Annotated in this window: 19 protein-coding genes; 18 read left to right on the top strand and 1 reads right to left on the bottom strand. The window is 47.4% G+C overall.

The features are described from left to right. The first annotated feature begins 156 nt into the window (after positions 1–156). The 9 genes from AAIH57_RS19295 to AAIH57_RS19335 all read left to right on the top strand — a co-directional run bounded on the left by AAIH57_RS19295 (position 157) and on the right by AAIH57_RS19335 (position 6594). A complete protein-coding gene (locus tag AAIH57_RS19295) occupies positions 157–1275 on the top strand; it encodes a hypothetical protein (protein WP_175397865.1) in 1119 nt (372 codons plus the stop codon). A 44-nt stretch (positions 1276–1319) separates the two neighbouring features. Continuing rightward, complete coding sequence (locus AAIH57_RS19300) at positions 1320–1826, top strand: gamma carbonic anhydrase family protein (RefSeq protein WP_175397866.1); 507 nt, start codon at positions 1320–1322, stop codon at positions 1824–1826. A 23-nt stretch (positions 1827–1849) separates the two neighbouring features. Continuing rightward, a complete protein-coding gene (locus AAIH57_RS19305; RefSeq protein ID WP_095292837.1) occupies positions 1850–2029 on the top strand; it encodes an IDEAL domain-containing protein in 180 nt (59 codons plus the stop codon). A gap of 146 nt (positions 2030–2175) precedes the next feature. After that, the gene (locus AAIH57_RS19310; RefSeq protein ID WP_175397867.1) at positions 2176–2598 is read left to right on the top strand and encodes a DUF2487 family protein; all 423 of its coding nucleotides are present in this window, start codon (positions 2176–2178) and stop codon (positions 2596–2598) included. 192 nt (positions 2599–2790) lie between these two features. Further along, on the top strand, positions 2791–3333 hold the full coding sequence (locus tag AAIH57_RS19315) for a ubiquinol-cytochrome c reductase iron-sulfur subunit (RefSeq protein WP_175397868.1): 543 nt from the start codon (positions 2791–2793) through the stop codon (positions 3331–3333). Between the two features lie 15 nt (positions 3334–3348). Beyond that, positions 3349–4020 (top strand): menaquinol-cytochrome c reductase cytochrome b subunit, encoded by a 672-nt coding sequence (gene qcrB / locus AAIH57_RS19320; RefSeq protein WP_017687726.1) that lies wholly within the window; start codon positions 3349–3351, stop codon positions 4018–4020. 21 nt (positions 4021–4041) lie between these two features. Then, positions 4042–4923 (top strand): c-type cytochrome, encoded by an 882-nt coding sequence (locus tag AAIH57_RS19325; protein ID WP_430022664.1) that lies wholly within the window; start codon positions 4042–4044, stop codon positions 4921–4923. Positions 4924–5036: 113 nt separating this feature from the next. Beyond that, the gene (locus tag AAIH57_RS19330) at positions 5037–5663 is read left to right on the top strand and encodes a DUF1405 domain-containing protein (RefSeq protein WP_430022665.1); all 627 of its coding nucleotides are present in this window, start codon (positions 5037–5039) and stop codon (positions 5661–5663) included. Between the two features lie 61 nt (positions 5664–5724). Then, positions 5725–6594 carry a sporulation protein YpjB gene (locus tag AAIH57_RS19335; RefSeq protein WP_430022666.1) on the top strand — a complete coding sequence of 290 codons (870 nt, stop codon included), beginning with the start codon at positions 5725–5727 and terminating at the stop codon, positions 6592–6594. Between the two features lie 94 nt (positions 6595–6688). On the opposite strand, the gene AAIH57_RS19340 is transcribed toward AAIH57_RS19335, so the two are convergent. Further along, complete coding sequence (locus AAIH57_RS19340) at positions 6689–7558, bottom strand: YitT family protein (protein ID WP_430022667.1); 870 nt, start codon at positions 7556–7558, stop codon at positions 6689–6691. Between the two features lie 169 nt (positions 7559–7727). Here AAIH57_RS19340 and AAIH57_RS19345 point away from each other — a divergent pair, with 169 nt between their 5' ends. The 9 genes from AAIH57_RS19345 to panB all read left to right on the top strand — a co-directional run bounded on the left by AAIH57_RS19345 (position 7728) and on the right by panB (position 15474). After that, on the top strand, positions 7728–8057 hold the full coding sequence (locus tag AAIH57_RS19345; protein WP_056696770.1) for a nucleotide pyrophosphohydrolase: 330 nt from the start codon (positions 7728–7730) through the stop codon (positions 8055–8057). Positions 8058–8108: 51 nt separating this feature from the next. Next, the gene (locus tag AAIH57_RS19350; RefSeq protein WP_430022668.1) at positions 8109–8633 is read left to right on the top strand and encodes a tetratricopeptide repeat protein; all 525 of its coding nucleotides are present in this window, start codon (positions 8109–8111) and stop codon (positions 8631–8633) included. Between the two features lie 90 nt (positions 8634–8723). Beyond that, entirely contained in the window at positions 8724–9527 is an 804-nt protein-coding gene (gene dapB / locus AAIH57_RS19355; RefSeq protein WP_413035373.1) for a 4-hydroxy-tetrahydrodipicolinate reductase, read from the top strand. Between the two features lie 11 nt (positions 9528–9538). Next, positions 9539–9979 (top strand): methylglyoxal synthase, encoded by a 441-nt coding sequence (mgsA, locus tag AAIH57_RS19360; RefSeq protein WP_175397876.1) that lies wholly within the window; start codon positions 9539–9541, stop codon positions 9977–9979. Next, the gene (gene bshB1, locus AAIH57_RS19365) at positions 9976–10674 is read left to right on the top strand and encodes a bacillithiol biosynthesis deacetylase BshB1 (protein ID WP_430022669.1); all 699 of its coding nucleotides are present in this window, start codon (positions 9976–9978) and stop codon (positions 10672–10674) included. Before mgsA ends, bshB1 begins: the two co-directional genes overlap by 4 nt. Before the next feature lie 97 nt (positions 10675–10771). Next, complete coding sequence (gene bshA, locus AAIH57_RS19370; protein WP_175397878.1) at positions 10772–11932, top strand: N-acetyl-alpha-D-glucosaminyl L-malate synthase BshA; 1161 nt, start codon at positions 10772–10774, stop codon at positions 11930–11932. A gap of 67 nt (positions 11933–11999) precedes the next feature. Beyond that, complete coding sequence (locus tag AAIH57_RS19375) at positions 12000–13301, top strand: CCA tRNA nucleotidyltransferase (RefSeq protein WP_430022729.1); 1302 nt, start codon at positions 12000–12002, stop codon at positions 13299–13301. Continuing rightward, the gene (locus AAIH57_RS19380) at positions 13288–14265 is read left to right on the top strand and encodes a biotin--[acetyl-CoA-carboxylase] ligase (RefSeq protein WP_430022670.1); all 978 of its coding nucleotides are present in this window, start codon (positions 13288–13290) and stop codon (positions 14263–14265) included. Before AAIH57_RS19375 ends, AAIH57_RS19380 begins: the two co-directional genes overlap by 14 nt. A gap of 333 nt (positions 14266–14598) precedes the next feature. Further along, the gene (panB, locus tag AAIH57_RS19385; protein ID WP_175397966.1) at positions 14599–15474 is read left to right on the top strand and encodes a 3-methyl-2-oxobutanoate hydroxymethyltransferase; all 876 of its coding nucleotides are present in this window, start codon (positions 14599–14601) and stop codon (positions 15472–15474) included. The last annotated feature ends 24 nt before the right edge of the window (positions 15475–15498 follow it).

A 15498-nucleotide genomic window follows, 5' to 3' on the forward strand; every position in this document is an offset into this window, starting at 1 on the left:
GAGCAGACAAGTTAGGGCATAGTATGGTTAAAACGATAAAAGATTTGTGCAAAGAGGTTTAGATCCTTGGAATTCCGTCAAACATGTTTACAAAACCAAACTACTCAGGCCCCGAATCAGTAGCCAAATAGTAGTCAACGGCGAGGCGATGGACCCATGAATCTAGCGGATATGCTTACTTTTGCCGATATCGGCCAGCTTAATCGTATAGCAGACTATTACCAATGTGAGTGTAAGCCGAATTCCAAACATGAACTCATCCAGAGTATTCTCACGACATTGGGCAGCAGGCGATTTTTTGAGCAACAGGTTAGCGAACTGAACGTGGCGCATCTGCGTTTTCTGAACAACCTGCTATTTGATCCCCGTCAATACTTTGGGATGGAAGAACTTGTCGCCATTGCACGTCAGTCGATGGACAAAAAGGAAAGCGACGCTGGCGCCAGTCCGCGCGATCTGATTGTTCGCTTCACCAAGAGCGGGTGGTTGTTTAACGGAACAACACAGCATACCAAGTACCTGTATCAGGTGCCCCAGGATTTGAAAATGAGATTCCGGGATGTGTTATCAACTCACCTGAAGGCGGGTATTAAAAAGACAAGTGAACCACCCATGTATAGGGATGAGTACCATCTGCTTGTAGACGATCTTAAGTTGTTTCTGCAATTTGTTCAGCAGCATGAGATCCCCTTGAACGCAGAGGGCATGATGTACCGTCGTTCCCAGCAGCAGGTGATGGATCATCTACATGTCAGCGAGACATTGGTTGGAAAAGCAGGCTGGAGGTTTGGCTACGGCCGTTCCTTCAAGGATTATCCAGACCGTTTTGCATTTCTATACGATTATGCATTTCACCACCGCCTAGTTCGGGAAGAACAAGGACTGCTGAAACTGTCTGCATCTGGCGAAGACAAGCTGGGGGCAGAGAAAACTGCCGAAATGATACAGCTATTTCGGTTTTGGTTAAGACTTTATAAAGGTGCTATTCCAAATTTGTCCTCCATCGTCTACTGGACAGGGGAATGTGCACCGGATTGGTCCACAGCAGAGTCTTTGTTTCGTCAGATTGGTCCGTTGATACAGCCATTTTATTACGACACGCCGGAGACCATTTATGAAACAAGAGTCATCAAAATGATGCTGCATCTGGGTATGCTTCGCATTGGAGAACAGGAGAGTGGAGTAACCGTGCAAATGACGGCCTGGGGCTTACGTTTGGCGGCATCCTGCAGATCGCTGTCCGGAGACACGACTCCTGTAATGTTTGACATTTAGAGGACATGTTGCTAAAATCACTCCCAAATTAAGGAGTGATACTGATGATAATTCCGTTCAAAGGTCAACAACCACAGCTTCATTCTTCGGTGTATGTGGCTGAAGGGGCCAAGCTGATAGGTGATCTGAAAATAGGAGAAGAGTCGACGGTCTGGTTCAATGCAGTACTGCGGGCTGATATGGCACCAATCTTGATTGGGCAACGCTGTAACATACAGGACAATGCTGTAGGACATGTCAATACAAATCAACCTCTGATTCTGGGGGACGATGTTTCCGTGGGACATGCTGCGATTATTCACGGTTGTCACATTGGAACAGGCTCACTGATTGGTATGGGAGCCATCCTTCTCAACGGAGCCGAAATTGGTGAATATACACTAATCGGGGCCGGTTCTGTTGTAACTGAAAATACTAAAATTCCGCCCTATACCCTGGCTTTGGGAACACCGGCCAAAGTGATCCGTGAACTGACGGATGCCGACCTTGAGCGGATGTCCAGGACATCACTTGGTTATGTTGCCAAAGGTAAGGAATATAGGAGCTCTTAAATCCGTTTTGGAGGTGCATCCTATTGGATAAAATGAAAGTTACGTATGAAGTCATGTTGGGGCTGGCTGCTGAGATGGTGTGGGACGAAGCGCTTCGTAAACAGCGTAGCGAGAAGCTGTATATGGAAATCGATAAGGCGTTGGCTACCGGAGACGAAGTAGCTTTCCGGAGTCTGACGGATGAACTGAAAACCATAAACTGATGATTAAAACAGATAAAACAGGAAATGCGTCAATACGCATTTCTTTTTTTGTTTCATATAGAGAGGTTTCGAATGAATCTATAGATTTACATCGAAGGCTCATATATAATATGGGAATAAAATGGATAGAGAGGGGAAATAGGGAATTGAAATTCAGTGAGATGACTCATGACAGCTGGGCTGAACTGCAACTCTATCTGGATACATGCCTTATCCCATTTACCGGTCTTACGGGAAATCAGTCTCCGGCTGAAGTTACGGAGGCGTTAGAGAGGCTTAGAGATTTTCTGGACACGATTGAGGTTCCATTCAAGGGACGAATCATGACGTATCCCGCATTTCATTTTGCTTTTCAGGAAATGTCAATGGCATTAAACACCATATGTGAGCAGCTTAAGCAATCCGGATTCAAATTTGTGGTGATAATGACATCTGATGGTTGTTTGGAACTGGATAAAATTCCGTGTGCAGATCTTGTTTTTAGTCGTTCCCAATTGACTGAGCAAATGGATGAAATGAAAATAGCGAGTTTTGTCGGGGAAAAAGTCCGGGAGATGTGGAAAAGCTAACTTTGATTTATAATTGTGACAATTTATCAACACTTTTTTAATAACGCTTACAATTGAAGCTTAAAAATGTGTGACAAATTCTTGACGGTGTTCTAGGGCTACTATATGATTATGTATGTTCTAGTAAGTCGTGGAATTTCTGATAATGAAAACGTATGAGAGAGTTGGCTGACAAAGGGGGTTGGAGACAGTATGAGCAGTGAGCATGACCAGCACGAAGCCTCGAACAAACCGCCAAGCCGGAAGGAAATGTCACGCAGGCAGTTTTTGACGTACACGCTTGGTGGAGCTACAGCCTATATGGCCGCCGGTGCGATTCTTCCCATGGTCCGTTTTGCGGTGGACCCGATTTTGCAACATAAGGGAGAAGGCACTTCTGTCAAAGTAGCTGAAATCAGCAAAATTACGAACGAACCTCAAGAATTCACATTCGAACTGCAGCAACAGGATGGTTGGTATTTGAGTAATGCTTCGCTAGTGGCATGGATTCGTAAGGATGAGCAGGGTAAAATTTATGCGCTTTCACCAATCTGTAAACATTTGGGTTGTACAGTGGGCTGGAACAGTGACAAAAATTATCCTGATGAGTATCATTGCCCCTGCCATGGCGCGCACTATGACAAGGAAGGGAAAAATCTTGCCGTAGCCCCGAAACCGCTGGATGAATATGTGGTCAAGGAGGATCAGGGTTGGGTTTATCTGGGCGAGATTGTTCCGAACACCCGAGTGAAATAGGAGGCGTGAACGCAGATGTTTAAAAATGTCTATGACTGGATTGACGAGCGTCTCGATATCACGCCAATCTGGAGGGACGTTGCGGATCATGAAGTTCCAGAGCACGTAAACCCGGCTCATCACTTTTCCGCATTCGTCTACTGCTTTGGTGGATTGACGTTCTTTATCACCGTAATTCAGATTCTCTCAGGAATGTTTCTGACAATGTACTATGTGCCTGATATCATCAATGCCTATGCCAGTGTCGAGTATTTGCAGACCAAAGTAGCTTTCGGCCAAATTGTGCGCGGCATGCACCACTGGGGAGCGAGTCTGGTAATCGTAATGATGTTTTTACATACGATGCGTGTGTTCTTCACAGGCTCTTATAAAGCACCGCGTGAAATGAACTGGGTCGTGGGCATGCTGATCTTTTTCGTCATGCTGGGTCTGGGATTGACAGGATACCTGCTGCCATGGGATAACAAAGCCTACTTTGCAACCAAGGTTACTCTGGAAATTGCCAATACCGTTCCTTGGCTGGGGCCAATTATTAAGGAATTCCTGCAAGGTGGAACCATTGTAGGTGCGCAGACGTTAACGCGTTTCTTTGCCCTACACGTCTTCTTCCTCCCAGCTGTGCTCCTGGTGCTTCTGGTCGGACACTTTATTATGATCCGCAGACAGGGCATTTCGGGACCACTATAATCTGAGAAGGGAGGAATCGTAATGGCTCACGGTCACAAGTCTGATGATCAGGAGAAGATTATCTTTGTCGGTGATTCACGCGTCCGCAAAGGGGCAGGGTTCATTACCCCGCCAGACTATACGGCGTATCCAGGCAAATCCGAGGCATTTATACCTAACTTTTTGCTAAAGGAATGGATGGTTGGCGTTGTTGTACTGGTGGGTATTCTGGTATTGACCATTTCTGAACCTGCACCACTTGGTTATCCCGCTAACCCTAGTGCATCCGTTATTCCTATGCCGGACTGGTATTTCCTTTTTCTGTATCAATATCTGAAATATCCATACGCTTCAGGCGATTATGTCCTGCTCGGTGTGTTGGGTGTCAGTGGGGTGGCCTTCGGTGCTTTACTCCTTGCCCCGTTCTTGGATACAGGCAAGGAGCGACGGTTCTACAGGCGTCCCATTGCTTCATCCCTGATGGTCTTGTCGATCATTTCCGTGTTTTATCTGACGAATGTGGCATGGACGCACTACACGCACGAGTTAGAAGCGACAGGTCAGAAGCCTGAACATATTCAGCGTGAGGAAGAAGCGCTGGAGAAGCATGAACAAGGACTGCCAACTTCCAATGCACCGGGCCAAAAGGAAGAAGTGGCTATCGTCGAGAAGGACGATCCTGCGATGGAAACGTTCAAGAAGGCAGGATGTGTATCTTGCCATGCTGCTGATATGAAGGGTGCTGCTGGTCCCTCTCTTCGTGGTGTTGGTGACAAGCACAGCCAGGAAGAGATCTTGACCATTATCAAAGAAGGATATAACAGCATGCAGCCACAGTATGACAACGCCATCGCCCAAGGTCTGACAGACGACGATATCAACCACCTTGCGGAATGGCTTGCGAAACAGAAGGCAGAACAGTAAAATCGAATTAAGCCAAAAACCTGACTGTTGTTGCGGTCAGGTTTTTTTTGAGGAGTTTTACCAACCAGCGATTTATAGCTCATAGAAACTGAAAGAAGGAAGGGGCAGCGAACGTGTCTTTATCGTTTTTCTGGAGCCGGGAGTTTTTAACCAATCGGTATTTCCTGTGGCTTCTGTTTTGGTGTAATGCGGTAGGAACCGTCTATGGTTACATATGGTACGGAGATCAGTTGGAGAGAACACTGGCTGAACAGCCGCTGTGGCAGGTAGTATTTGTCCCTGACAGTCCAACAGCGAGTTTATTTTTTACACTTGCTTTATTATGGGTCTTGTATAAACCCAAATCGGTTGTACTCAACAGAATTGGACATGTTATTCAAGCTCTCGCTGTGGTCACATCGGTGAAATATGGTGTGTGGGCCGTATCCATTATTTTTGCAGGTTGGATGCAGGGAGGTTCACCCCATTGGCAGGACTGGATGCTGATCGCTTCACACAGTGCCATGGCCATTGAAGCGTTGATTTATGTAAGATTTTTTGGTTTCCGATGGGTGGCGCTGCTTATTGCCAGTCTATGGACGTTATTGAACGATACGATGGATTATACATATGATATTTTCCCTTGGCTTCCGGGTTCGCTTTATGAGCATTTGGATGGTGTACGTAATTTTACATTCGGACTGACACTGGTCAGCATCTTGTGTGCATGGCTTGCATTGAGACAGGCTAAACGAACCTGATTTCATAAGCTTGTTCTAAGCTGCTCTACCCCGCCATACATTGGTGATGGGGGGGATGTCCATGAAGAGAACGTTCTGGATCAAAACCGGATTAATGGTAGTATCGTTCATGACTCTGTTGTTCTGGACGAACTTGTCATACAGTGTATCTGCTCAAAGTAAAGGGAATGACGGGGGGGCGGACCAGCAGGTTCTCGTCAATAGTTCTATTCAGCAGCTTAATGAGGAAGCGACTTCACTCTACAGACATGCCTTGGAGCATAATATTGAGGAAGTCAGAAACAGCATTATGCGTATTAGCGAAAGATTGGAACATATCTCGTTTGAAGGCCAGACGACGGTCGAAGGCATACATGCCATATCCGAAACCATCGTGGAAGTTAAAGAAGCAGCTGTCCGCGTTAAAAGTGACGATACCGGTCTACAGCAAGCTTCTGCCAAACTGAGACTGGCTGCCGACAGTCTTGCTAACCCAGCCAAACCATTATGGCTCCAATATTATAAAATTGTGCAAAATGACCTTCAGGCCTTATCAACCGCTGTGAATCGACATGATAATGGAGCAGCGCTCTCCAGCCAATATGCGGTGCTGGAGGAACATTATGAAACGATTCGTCCGGCGGCCATGATTCGCCGAGAACCATACGAGATAGCTCAATTGGATGCCTGGTTGTCTCACACCAAAGGGCTGACTGCAGCCAAACAGCCAGATGTGGCTCAGCTGCAAAGCATGCTATCCCATGGTGAAGAGCTGGTGAATCAATTGTTTGGACGCGAAAAGGATGAGAGCGCATTTGTACCATTTGTTGAGGGGCCGAATCGGAGAGCGGCAGGACTGTTTATTACGTCTGTGATTGTAGCTGCACTCAGCTATGCGGGATATCGCAAGTATCGTGCGCAGCAGCAAGGCATATTTCCATTCCGGCGCTAATGGACCTACCTTATGTGCCATGAGAAAAACCTCTCCCAAGAAAAGCCGAAATGGGCTCTTTCTGGGAGAGGTTTTCTTTTTTTATATATCATATTTAGCTTTCTTTAAAGCCTTCCCCGTGTACATCATGGACGTCACTGATAATGACAAAAGCCCGGGGGTCAACAGACCTGACGATGGTTTGCAGTCGCCTGAATTCCTGACGGGAAATAACGCAGTAGGCAACGTGTTTCGCTTGCTTGGAGTAAGCACCGATAGCTGGGATCAGTGTTACGCCGCGGTCCATTTCCTTGGTAATCAGATCGGCAATCTCGGGAGCATGGTCACTGATGATCATAAATGCGCGAGCGGAATATGCCCCTTCCTGAATAAAGTCGATAACTTTGGAAGCGATAAATACGGCAACCAGCGTATACAGTATTTTTTCTTTTGGAATGTAGATCAGGGAGATGCCAATAATAATAAAATCGATCCCCAGCAGGATCCGGCCCATACTCCATCCATATTTCCGGCTGAGAATCCGTGCGATAATATCGGAGCCGCCTGTCGTTCCACCGGAGCGGAATACAATGCCAAGGCCCGCACCAAGAGTGACACCTGCATAAAGTGCCGCCAGCAAGAGATCGTTCTCCGTATGGAGCGGCTCAATCCACCCCAAGTGAATCATTTTCTCAAATAACCACAGAAACACGGTGAGCGCACCGATCCCCACCCCCGTGTAGATCATCTGTCTGCCACCCAATATTTTGAGTCCGACCAGAAAGAGGGGAACGTTAATAACAAGGGTTGTCAGAGAAGGAGAGAGGCCGAAAGCATAATTTAACAGGACGGTGATCCCTGTGACGCCGCCTTCCATCAGCTGGTTGGGAATAATAAAGTACAGCAGTCCAAAGGCATACAAAGCGGTACCCAACAGAATAGGGAGAATCAGTTTGAATTGAACCCATGTTTTGGCAGTGCTCATAAGATCCCTCTCCATATGTAAATTAATGATGAAGCAATACTTCCCATATAGTATACCTATTTATTGATTCTTTAAAAATGATTTGTGCCTTATGATGGTGGAAGTAAAACGGAATAACTGATATATTAGGAACAAATACGACACAATTTCAAAAGGAGAATCCGTTCTCATGGAGAAAAGCATCGCAGAAATGCAGCGCGAGGTTGACCTCTACATCTCCCAGTTCAAGGAGGGCTACTTCAGTCCACTGGCCATGTTGGCCCGTATGTCGGAAGAGGTTGGAGAGCTTGCTCGGGAAGTCAACCACGAGTTCGGTGAAAAGCCGAAGAAAGCATCCGAAGCAGACAATTCCATTGAACTGGAGCTTGGGGATATTTTGTTTATCACGATTTGTTTTGCCAACTCGCTCGGGATCGATCTCGCGCAGGCACACGACAAAGTCATGCATAAATTCAATACACGCGATGCAAATCGGTGGACTCCAAAAAACACCGATTAGGCGTAGATTACATATGCTGTACCATCACCCGATTGGGGAGGGACAGCTTGGATGATGAAGCCGGAAGATTATATGCAGCAGGCTTACCGCTGTATTTTGCAAAATGATTTTGAGCAGGCGATCCGTTGGTTTGAATCGGCCATTCTTGCTCACCCGGAACATGCGGAGCTCCACTATCGCTGTTCCATTACGCATGCCCGCAGCCAGCATCTGGGCCCGGCGCTGGAACATGCCCGCAAGGCGGTTGATCTGTCCGGAGGCACAGAGGAATATGTCCTGCATTTGCAGACATTGGAAGCCAAGCAGCTAAGCACACAGGCGAAGGTTTTGCTTGAACAGGCGGGTAGCGGTATGCAGGAGCGTTATGCTCAGGCAGCTGCTCTGCTTAAACAGGCGGTTAAGCTTGATCCCCTGTATGTTGAAGCCCATGTGATGCTTGCACTGGCATATAGCGATCTGAATGAGTTCGATCGTGCAATTAAGGCAGTCCGGGATGCGTTATCGCTGGACCCGCAGAACGGGCAACTGCATCAGTTGTACCAACAAATCAAGCAGCGTAAAAATTCCATTCAATAAGAAATTCGTTTCATCTGCATCGTGAAAGCGATAGCTGAGGAAATGGATTCAAATGATTGATCCAACATACAGTGAGGAGATGCAGCCAAGATGAGTGAAGTAATAAGAGTTGCCGTAATCGGAGCGGCTGGCCGGATGGGCCGGGAAGTGGTGAAGCTGGTGCTTCAGGATCCAGAACTGGAGCTCGCTGCCGCGGTTAACCGCTCCGGCGCAGGCACGGATGCCGGAACCCTTGTCGGTCTTCCCGAGTGCGGAGTTCTCGTAACTGATGATATCGAAATGGCCTTTGCTGAGACCAAACCGCAGGTCATGGTTGATTTTACAATACCGCAATATGCTTTCGCTCATACAGAACTTGCGATCCGTTATGGAGTCAGACCCGTTATGGGGGTTACCGGCTTCACGACGGAGCAGATTGAACAACTGGACAAGCAGTGTCAGGATAAAGGGATTGGAGGTCTGATTGCTCCGAACTTCTCCATCGGTGCTATATTAATGATGAGATTCGCAGCCCAGGCGGCCAAACATATGCCTAATGTTGAAATTATTGAGTACCACGGGGATCAAAAGCTGGATGCGCCTTCAGGAACAGCGATTAAAACGGCTGAATTGATCGCAGCCAACCGGGAAGAACTTCGTCAGGGTAACCCGAATGAAGAGGAGACGATTGAAGGCTCACGTGGTGGATACTATAACGGATTCCGTATTCACAGTGTTCGATTGCCAGGTGTATTTGCTCAGCAGGAAGTGGTATTCGGCGATTTTGGTCAAACGCTCAAAATTCGTCATGACTCCTACGAGCGTGCAGGGTACATGCCTGGTGTTAAAATCGGAGTGCAGAAGGTTATGGAATATACAGGACTCATCTACGGATTTGATCACTTTATCGACTAAAGGAGATTATCATGTTGAAAATCGCATTTATCGCCCATGATCGCAAAAAAGAAGAGATGGTAAACTTTGTGACTGCTTATGAACCCGTATTTACTGACCATCAACTATATTCTACAGGTACAACGGGCCTTCGTATTATGGAAGGTACGTCCCTGAAAATTCACCGGTTTGAATCCGGTCCTCTAGGTGGAGACCAACAGATCGGTGCTTTGGTTGCTCAAAATGAAATGGATCTGATTATCTTCCTGCGTGATCCGCTGATGGCTCAGCCACACGAACCGGATATCAATGCACTGCTTCGGTTGTGTGATGTACAGGGCATTCCACTCGCAACCAATATCGCAACGGCGGAAATTCTGGTTAAAGCACTGGATCGCGGAGATTTTGGCTGGAGAGAACTTGTGCATAAATACAAACCGGAAGCTGGAGTGAATCAAGGTGATTCCCAATGAGTCTTGATATTCTGATTTTTGGGGCACACGCTGATGATGCGGAGATTGGTATGGCGGGAACAATCGCCAAGCATACTGCCGCAGGCTTGAAAGTTGGCGTGTGTGATCTGACAAAAGCAGAAATGTCATCCAACGGGACTGTAGAGCGCAGAGCCGAGGAAGCGGAGGAAGCCTCCCGCGTCCTCGGTCTTTCGTGTCGAACCAATCTGGGTTTGCCAGACCGCGGCTTATACATAACCCCTGAACATATACAGGCTGTAACGGCTGAGATTCGTCGTCATGCGCCGCGAATTGTATTTGCACCTTATTGGGAAGACCGGCATCCGGATCATGTCATGTGCAGCAAGCTTGTACAGGAAGCGGTATTCAATGCCAAGTTGCGAAATTATATGCCGGACATGCCAGCCATCCAAGTGAAGGAACTGTATTTTTACTTCATTAATGATATTGGGCCAACGGATTTGATTGTCGATATTACGGAACACTATGAGCAAAAGGAAAGATCGCTGCTCAGTTATCGTTCTCAATTTGAATCAGGAGCAGGTACGGTTTCTACCCCATTGAATCAAGGGTATATTGAACGTGTAAGAGCCCGCGATTCCTTGCTGGGTCAGCGGAGCCTGATACCCTTTGCTGAAGGATTTGTGAGTATTACACCTTATGTCGTTGGGCAGTTTGGCGCAGCAGCCAGGTAATATCCTGCTGCGCTTGCTCGTATCCTGATATATCGTTTTATTTTCCGTTGCATTACATCAACCTGCACACGCGGGAGATCAAAGGAGCGTCCACCGGATGGAGCAAAAGTTAAAGATTGGTATCACCTGTTATCCGTCCCTCGGAGGGTCTGGCGTTGTCGCAACGGAGCTCGGCAAATTGCTTGCCGAACAGGGTCACCAGGTTCATTTTATTGCGAATAGTATCCCGTTCCGATTGGGTACTTTTCAGAAGAATATTTTTTACCATGAAGTTGAAGTGAACGATTATTATGTTTTTCGCTATCCACCATATGATCTGTCGCTTGCAACCAAGATGGCCCAAGTGGCCAAGGCACAGCAGCTGGATCTGCTGCATGTGCATTATGCAGTTCCGCACGCCGTATGTGCCTTCTTGGCCAAACAAATGGTGGGCGAAGACCTGAAGGTAGTCACGACGCTGCATGGAACAGACATTACCGTTCTTGCACAGGACGAATCGCTGAAGGATCTCATTCGCCTTGCAATTAATGAAAGTGATGCCGTAACTGCTGTATCACAGGATTTGATTCGGGAAACGGTAGATCTGCTGGATATACAGCGTCCAATTGATTTGACCTACAATTTTATAGATAAACGAATATATTACCCTCGGGATGCAGCCAGTCTGCGCAGGGATTTTGCAGCACCGCACGAGAAAATATTGATGCATATCTCCAACTTTCGTCCGGTGAAGAGAACCCAGGACGTTGTTGAGGTTTTCCGTCAGGTGCAGGAGCAGGTTCCAGCCAAATTGTTATTTGTTGGTGAGGGGCCTGACCTGCCTAAAATCCAATGGAAAATCAATGACATGGGATTGAATGATAAAGTTCATTTCCTTGGTAAACAGGATGATATTGCACAAGTCATTTCGATGGCGGACATCCTTATGCTGCCTTCCGAGAAAGAAAGCTTCGGACTTGTGGCTCTGGAAGCGATGGCTTGCGGTGTGCCAACGGTCGGATCGCAGGCGGGAGGAATTCCGGAACTCGTACTGCACGGCAAAACCGGATATTTATCCCCGATCGGCGATACACAGTCCATGGCTGAGAACGCGATTCGTATATTAACAGACGATCGACTGGCCGCTGATTTCAGGGAAGCATGTCTTCGTAGGGCTCATCATGATTTTTGTAACGATGCAATTCGGCATGAGTATGAACAAATATACTATCGGGTGCTGGGACGTGAAGTTCCCAATTTGAAGCCCGTTTGTGGATAAACTGTCGTAATCATCGGCAGAAGCAGCTGACCAAGGAAATATGGAGCAGCAGGCAGGTAATGAGGTGATGGGTTTGGTGCAATGGACAAAGGTAGACCCGGAAATGGCTCGGCAGAGTGAAGAGGTGCTGCTGAAGTTAAACGAAGAAGGTTATGATGCCTTTTGGGTCGGTGGTTGTGTCCGTGACGAGCTGCTTGGACGCAGTGTAGATGATATGGATATTACAACATCGGCTTCCCCTGAACAAGTGATGGAACTGTTCGCGGACTGTATTCCGACAGGGCTTCAGCACGGTACGGTTACCGTACGTTCAGGCGGCTATTTTTTTGAGGTCACAACATTCCGCACGGAATCGGAGTACAAGGACAATCGGAGACCGTCTGAGGTTCAGTTTGTCAAGGATATAAAAGAAGACTTGCAGCGTCGTGACTTTACGATGAATGCCCTTGCGATGGACAGAAACGGCAAAATCGTTGATCCCTTTGGTGGTCAGTCTGATATTCGTGAAGAATGGATCAGATGTGTGGGTGCAGCGAATGAGAGATTCGGTGAGGATGCACTTCGTATGCTTCGCTGTGTCCGGTTTGCATCGGTATTTGATTTTAAGATTGCCTATAACACATGGAGAGGTCTTGTGAAACAAAGAGATCTGCTTCAACATATCGCCATGGAACGGGTTCGAACCGAAATGGTAAAAATGATGGCTGGCCCCCATCCGCTGAGAGGATTGGAGCTGCTCTCCCGCAGCCGAGCATTGGAATTTATCAAGGCCCCGGTTCACGGGGACCGATTCGATAAAAAAATATTGGTTAGTATCGAACAATTGTCGGGAGTAGACGTTTTGCTGCGCTGGTCTCTTCTGCTGATCTCAGGTCAGTACATAAGGGAGGAAGCAGATGCTTTACTGCGCAGGTGGACGTTTTCCAACGATGATCGTACGCGGATTACTGGAGTCCTTCAAGTTGAAGAATTAATGAAGACGGTGGTTCGTGAAAACAAGGACCATGTGACGTTACGATCCGAATGGATTGTTACCGTGTTAGCGTGTGGGCGTCAGGCAGCCGAGGACTGGCTCAAAATACAACCACTTCTTCCTTCTGGTTCACGTCTTTCCACTTCAGCAGAAAAGGTATATCAAAAGATTTATGCCAATGCGGGGGAGTGGACTCAAACCATGAAGGTGCACGAGCTAAAGGATCTCGATATTACCGGAGAGAATATTCTTGAACAGCTGCAGCGTAAAGGTGGACCTTGGCTTGGTCAGCTGATGAAGCATTTGTTGCGTGAAACGGCGATTGGAAATATAGCGAATCAGCATGAAGCGCTGACTGCTGAAGTGAAGCGGGTGGTTGCAGATGACCAAGCATGAAGAACTGTTACATATGTTAATGAATGCGGACGGGCAATTCGTGTCTGGTGAAGAAATCAGCAAGAACCTGTCCATTAGCAGAACGGCAGTCTGGAAACATGTGAACAAATTGCGTGATCTTGGATACGAATTTGAGGCGGTTTCCCGCAAAGGATATCGCCTGATAACAAAACCCGACAGTATTGATGCAGCAGGCCTCCAACTGGCTCTGCAAACGTCAATCTTTGGTCGTAAGGCAGTGATTCTGAATTCGACGATGTCTACTCAAGGCGATGTTCAGCAAATGGCTGAACAGGGGCAGGCCGAAGGCGCTGTGGTCCTTGCTGAAGAACAGTCGGGTGGACGGGGGCGATTCGGTCGTAAGTGGTTTTCTCCACCTGGCAAAGGCATCTGGATGAGCATACTGCTGCGTCCAGAGCAGCCCCTTCGGAACACTCCCCAGCTGACATTGTTAACGGGTGTTGCCGTCTGTCGTGCCGTCCGTGCCTATACCGGGGCAGATGCTGGTATCAAATGGCCGAATGATCTTTTGATCAATGGTCGCAAGATGTGTGGCATTCTGCTTGAATCTGCGGTTGAAGATCATGAACTGCGATACTGCATCGCAGGCATTGGGGTGGACGTCAATTTTGAGCTTGCGGATTATCCTGAAGACTTAACTTCAATTGCCACTTCGATCAAAGTGGAAACAGGGCAGCAGGTGGATCGGACGAAGTTGGCAGCGGCCATTTTGAACGAGCTGGAACATCTGTACTTTGTGTATCAAAAAGAAGGTTTCGGTGTTATTGCGTCATTGTGGGAGGCATTGTCTGTTTCAATTCACCGTGAGGTGAAGGTTTCAAACCCGCAGGGAAGCATCGAGGGAACTGCTATTGGGCTGGATCCTTCAGGTGCATTGATTGTAGAGAAGTCAAGTGGAGAACGCATAACCGTTGTATCGGGTGAAATATCTCTGATAGAGTAAGGAACTTGTCGAATTTCCACTAAAATAATGATCATAACACGTGAAGTTTGGGCTGATCTTTGGTATACTGTGTTCGTGAGGCGATATCGGCTATACAGACCGAATTGCACTCCGGCAACAGTATGCCTAATTGGCTTGAATATGAACAGATGCATAGCAAAATTGAAAATGTGTTAAGTGAGTTGTTGGATTCTGCTCTGAGCCGAAGAGGACCGAGACAGAAGGGACGATCGCAAGTGACTCTTTTTTGACTTTTCGGGACTTTTTAGTGGAAAACTAAAAGGTTTTTTTGTTGCGTTTTGAATTGAAAAGGAGAAAGGAGCCATGAAGAAAATGGCTAACAAACAAGCGTTGAATATTGTGAAAATGAAAAAATACAAGCAGGATGGCGTACCGCTCAGCATGATAACAGCCTACGATTATCCAACCGCGCTGCTGGCGGAAGAAGCAGGTATTGATCTGATCCTGGTCGGGGATTCCCTCGGCAATGTAGTGCTGGGATATGATTCTACCCTGCCTGTGACCATAGACGATATGGTATATCATACGCGTTCCGTAGTACGGGGTGCAGGCAACACCTTTATCGTAGCCGATATGCCTTTCATGACCTATCACGGCAGTGTGGATGAGACACTGAAAGGTGTTCGTCGACTGATGCAGGAAGGTCATGCGCATGCAGTCAAAATGGAAGGCGGCGTGGAAATTGCGGATACGGTCAAAGCCGTGGTGCAAGCAGGCGTACCTGTCCTCGGGCATATCGGACTAACCCCGCAATCGGTAAATCAAATTGGTGGGTATCGCATTCAGGGTAAGGATGCAGCGGATGCCAGACGATTGATGGATGAAGCAAAGGCACTTGAAGCAGCAGGAGCCTTCGGGATTGTGCTTGAACTGGTTACCGAAGAAGTGGCAAGAGCCATTTCGGAAGAGCTGTCCATTCCTACCATTGGTATTGGAGCCGGTAGAGGATGTGATGGTCAGGTATTGGTGTTTCATGATGTCGTTCAGTATGCTTCTCCGTACATGCCCAAACGCTTTGTCAAAACGTATGGCGATGTGGGCACATTGATTCGCAGCAGCATTGAAGCTTATGTGAAGGAAGTCAAGGATCGTTCGTTCCCCGCTCAAGAGCATGTATTCACGGCTGCAGACGGCGTCGTGGAGCAATTGTACGGACATCGTAAAGAAAAGGTGGAGAGCAACTCATGAAAGTGATTCGGAACATCGCAGAAT

Source organism: Paenibacillus sp. MABNR03 (genome assembly GCF_050455445.1).
In the GTDB taxonomy this organism is placed as follows: domain Bacteria; phylum Bacillota; class Bacilli; order Paenibacillales; family Paenibacillaceae; genus Paenibacillus; species Paenibacillus xylanilyticus.

Excerpts from the sequence above, each read along its gene's own strand:
- AAIH57_RS19345 (WP_056696770.1), top strand. The coding sequence starts at position 7,728 with ATGGAGAAAAGCATCGCAGAAATGCAGCGCGAGGTTGACCTCTACATC.
- AAIH57_RS19375 (WP_430022729.1), top strand. The coding sequence starts at position 12,000 with ATGGGTTTGGTGCAATGGACAAAGGTAGACCCGGAAATGGCTCGGCAG.
- panB (WP_175397966.1), top strand. The coding sequence starts at position 14,599 with ATGGCTAACAAACAAGCGTTGAATATTGTGAAAATGAAAAAATACAAG.
- dapB (WP_413035373.1), top strand. The coding sequence starts at position 8,724 with ATGAGTGAAGTAATAAGAGTTGCCGTAATCGGAGCGGCTGGCCGGATG.
- bshA (WP_175397878.1), top strand. The coding sequence starts at position 10,772 with ATGGAGCAAAAGTTAAAGATTGGTATCACCTGTTATCCGTCCCTCGGA.
- AAIH57_RS19315 (WP_175397868.1), top strand. The coding sequence starts at position 2,791 with ATGAGCAGTGAGCATGACCAGCACGAAGCCTCGAACAAACCGCCAAGC.
- bshB1 (WP_430022669.1), top strand. The coding sequence starts at position 9,976 with ATGAGTCTTGATATTCTGATTTTTGGGGCACACGCTGATGATGCGGAG.
- AAIH57_RS19325 (WP_430022664.1), top strand. The coding sequence starts at position 4,042 with ATGGCTCACGGTCACAAGTCTGATGATCAGGAGAAGATTATCTTTGTC.
- AAIH57_RS19295 (WP_175397865.1), top strand. The coding sequence starts at position 157 with ATGAATCTAGCGGATATGCTTACTTTTGCCGATATCGGCCAGCTTAAT.
- AAIH57_RS19350 (WP_430022668.1), top strand. The coding sequence starts at position 8,109 with ATGATGAAGCCGGAAGATTATATGCAGCAGGCTTACCGCTGTATTTTG.
- AAIH57_RS19380 (WP_430022670.1), top strand. The coding sequence starts at position 13,288 with ATGACCAAGCATGAAGAACTGTTACATATGTTAATGAATGCGGACGGG.
- mgsA (WP_175397876.1), top strand. The coding sequence starts at position 9,539 with ATGTTGAAAATCGCATTTATCGCCCATGATCGCAAAAAAGAAGAGATG.
- AAIH57_RS19340 (WP_430022667.1), bottom strand. The coding sequence starts at position 7,558 with ATGAGCACTGCCAAAACATGGGTTCAATTCAAACTGATTCTCCCTATT.
- AAIH57_RS19335 (WP_430022666.1), top strand. The coding sequence starts at position 5,725 with ATGAAGAGAACGTTCTGGATCAAAACCGGATTAATGGTAGTATCGTTC.
- qcrB (WP_017687726.1), top strand. The coding sequence starts at position 3,349 with ATGTTTAAAAATGTCTATGACTGGATTGACGAGCGTCTCGATATCACG.
- AAIH57_RS19300 (WP_175397866.1), top strand. The coding sequence starts at position 1,320 with ATGATAATTCCGTTCAAAGGTCAACAACCACAGCTTCATTCTTCGGTG.